The organism is Vibrio genomosp. F10 str. 9ZD137 (assembly GCF_049974785.1).
In the GTDB taxonomy this organism is placed as follows: Bacteria; Pseudomonadota; Gammaproteobacteria; order Enterobacterales; family Vibrionaceae; genus Vibrio.
In genome coordinates this window covers 1-3,264 of sequence record NZ_JBNGCJ010000720.1, presented here as the reverse complement: position 1 = coordinate 3,264, position 3,264 = coordinate 1, and the positions used below count along the sequence as shown (strand labels likewise).

Here is a 3,264-nt window from a genome sequence, read left to right as displayed (position 1 = left end):
CAGTGGCCGTGTCAACGTACCGTTGCATCTAGAATATGATGTTATGGGGGTTGGCACGACATTATCTGTCGGTTATCGCGAATTCTTTGCTTCCGTCACCGGTACGTATACTGCGACGCGCCTCAAAGGGTCAGATAATTGGGGTGAACCTATCACTACCATTCAACCCATGTTGGGTTATCAGTTGGTGGATTACCGTGCGCAAATTTTTGTTGGTGCGGAATATCAGGGGCTTAAATCGTATATGGACGGAACCCTTGATGGTATAGAGATCGGCGGAGAAACCTTCAATTATCATATTGGTGTCGACATGGAACCATGGGCGTATCTAGTGGGTTTCAACAAACAAATCGGTAAACACTATAACTTGACCTTCCTGTACAACACGGGTGAAACACGCAGCGCAGCAACGCTGAATCTAGGCTACCGCTTTTAACCTCATGGTAAAACATAGAAGGCTTGTTAGCTAATACCTAGTACCTAAGAGCTATGACCTAACGGCTGGGAACTAGGCGCCTTCTATTGTCTTTGTGATAAATAAAAAGCGACATCCACTCACGGTAGTCAATATAGGTAGGGTCACGTCCTGCATAAGCGATTTATTCAAATTTAAAGAGTGAATTAATATCGCACCATAAAGAAAAAATACTTCAAATACTCCAGAAATGAGCATGGCTGAGCATAGGGATTCTCAGGTTTGATGATACCAATATCAGGTCAGATGGCCGAACACATTTACGGGTACAACCATGAATTTAACGCATCGCTCACTCATTGCTGTCGCTATCACTGTTGCTCTTTCTGCGTGTGGTAGTGATGAAACCAGCTCTCGTCCTATTAAGCCAGAACCGCTTCAGCCATTACCAACAGAGCAGGTTTCAGTATCCATCGGGGACGCGACTCTTTTGGCAAATAGAGAGTCTGTTGTGATCAATACCTTAGCAGGTGACGAGCAACGCGTATCCATTGAAGCGTTTAAAGGAATCACTTACGCCGATCAGCAGCGTTTTCAGCACAGTCAACTCCGTCAATTAGAAGACAATGCTGATGGCGCTATAGATGCGACACAATTTGGCGCCGTGTGCCCACAGCTTAAAATAACCCAGCAAGCGCAATCTGAAGATTGCTTGAATCTTAATATTTGGCGTCCTTCGGAGATCAATGGTTCAGAGTCATTACCCGTGTATGTCTTTATTCATGGTGGGGACTTTGAATATGGCGCAGGTTCTGATGCCATCATTAACGGCGATACCGTCGTTGCTCAAGGCGTATCCGACGACCAACCGTTTATAGTGGTTACCTTTAATTACCGCCTAGGGTTATTGGGGAGTATGTGGGTGGATGGGAAAACCGATCCAGAAGGCGGAAACTATGGCCTTGGCGATCAAAAACGAGCGCTAGAATGGGTAAACCAGAACATCGTAGATTTTGGTGGCAACCCGGACAATGTTGTACTCATGGGTCAAGGGGCTGGTGCAATGTCTGTCGGCATTTTGCAGCAGCAAGAATCTAAAGAGCCAGTAACGGGTGAAACGAATAATTATTTCCAACGTGCGGTTATGCAAAGTAATCCTTATGGATTTGATTACCGTAATTATACTCAAGCGAAAGACGCGGCGAGTAAAGTTCAGAACTACAGTATGGAATTGCATGGTACTCAGGATACAGAGTCGCTGTCTTTGCAAGACTTGATGACAGTTCAAGCCAAAGTACTGAATCCAATCAATAAAATCGGAGCGTGGACAGGGTTAGATTGTATTGATCTCGATAAAGCTGATTATGGTGCACTCTGTCTAACATCGAAGGTTCTAGGCGAAGATACACCAATGGCAAATCTTATGTCTTTTGCTCCGTATATTGAATATAAAAAGCCTTTAATTGGCGAAGCCTATGGGCACCACTTAACGGTGCAGCCATCTCTAACTGAGTTCACGGTTCCAACCGTGCTGGGGGTTAATAGTGAAGAATCCAACGGCTTTGGAATGTTACCGAGTTTGACGTTCCTTATCCCAACAATAATAGAACTGATCAATGATTTAGATAGTGAAGTTTTCAATTCTGATGATCCAGAGACAGTCGTACTTTCACTATCAAGCTGGTTGAGTTCTCCAAGCAACCTAGTGGTATTAGAGGATGAGATCAACTCATTAACCGCTGAAGAAATACATGCTCAGATTGAGCTTGAAGATGTGTTAAACCTATTACCAAGTAGTGCTTATGAAGCCATTACCAAGCTGTTTTTTGGGTTGGGTCATCTCGAAGATACCAACAAAGTACTGGCGTTAACTGATTACATGCCAAATCCAGAAGGTCAATTAGGTGGAGCCTTGAGCAACATGTCTGAGTTTAAACAATTACTGAACGATGTTGTGTTTGCAGGTCCTTCTCGCTTCAAAGCAATGGCATCGAATCAACCTGTGACATTTTACCACTTCGGCTATCGTCCGAGCTTCAACGTGTGGACATATGAGACGCAAGGTAGCCTGGATATCGGTGATGTGACCAAATCAATCGGCTGTATTAGCGGAGCTTGTAACGCATCTGAACTGCCATTTGTGTTTAACAAAGCGGTCAAACTAGATGGCACTGAAGTTCATCCTTCTTCAAACGAAGTCGCACTGATGAACCAAATGTCTCGATTGTGGTTTAGTGACGCCCTGTTTTCTGACTATGAGTACAGCGCACAGAGCGATAGTGTCATGGTTATCGATGACGCGGGTGAGATCGGCCTTGAGTATGATTGGGATAGATACACCAATGAAGGGATTGATCCAGAATTGCGAAATGGTCGTCTAACCGGATTAGAAAAAGTATTGAGTTCAGTCTCTAACAATGATGCATTCATCGACACTGAATTGACATACTGAACAGGCAACCAATCTATAAACTTCCAACCATAAGTATCGAGATGTCTATTTCTCTTGTGCATGGTAATGACTCAATCTCGTGCTGGGTGCCCGGCACTTTATATTTCAAAGGTTCAAAAATGAATACTATTAGGCTGACTTCTGCTTTGGCTTTGTCACTTTCTCTACTCGCTCCGAATGGCCACGCATCATTTTATGATCCCATTGATAATAAGCTTGATCTCGGTGAGCACCTAGCCGAAAACGCTTATGGTTTCTTGCCTATTCCCATCTTAATCACGGAACCTGCGGTTGGTTTGGGCGGGGGTGTTATCGGGTTGTTTCTTCATGAAAGTGAAGACGAAAAAAATGCCCGTAAACAACTTGCAATGACATCCCTAGATGGAGGCGCCCAGTT

The 3,264-nt window shown here is 44.2% G+C and carries 1 protein-coding gene and 2 pseudogenes; all 3 read left to right on the top strand.

Features of this window, described 5'->3' with window-relative positions; all coding sequences use genetic code 11:
• A pseudogene (locus ACP45E_RS17155) lies at positions 1-436 on the top strand (hypothetical protein); the annotation flags it as partial.
• 313 nt (positions 437-749) lie between these two features.
• Positions 750-2,867 carry a carboxylesterase family protein gene (locus ACP45E_RS17150; RefSeq protein WP_017037872.1) on the top strand — a complete coding sequence of 706 codons (2,118 nt, stop codon included), beginning with the start codon at positions 750-752 and terminating at the stop codon, positions 2,865-2,867.
• 119 nt (positions 2,868-2,986) lie between these two features.
• Positions 2,987-3,264 (top strand): annotated as a pseudogene (locus tag ACP45E_RS17145) (glyceraldehyde-3-phosphate dehydrogenase); the annotation flags it as partial.

Excerpts from the sequence above, each read along its gene's own strand:
- ACP45E_RS17150 (WP_017037872.1), top strand. The coding sequence starts at position 750 with ATGAATTTAACGCATCGCTCACTCATTGCTGTCGCTATCACTGTTGCT.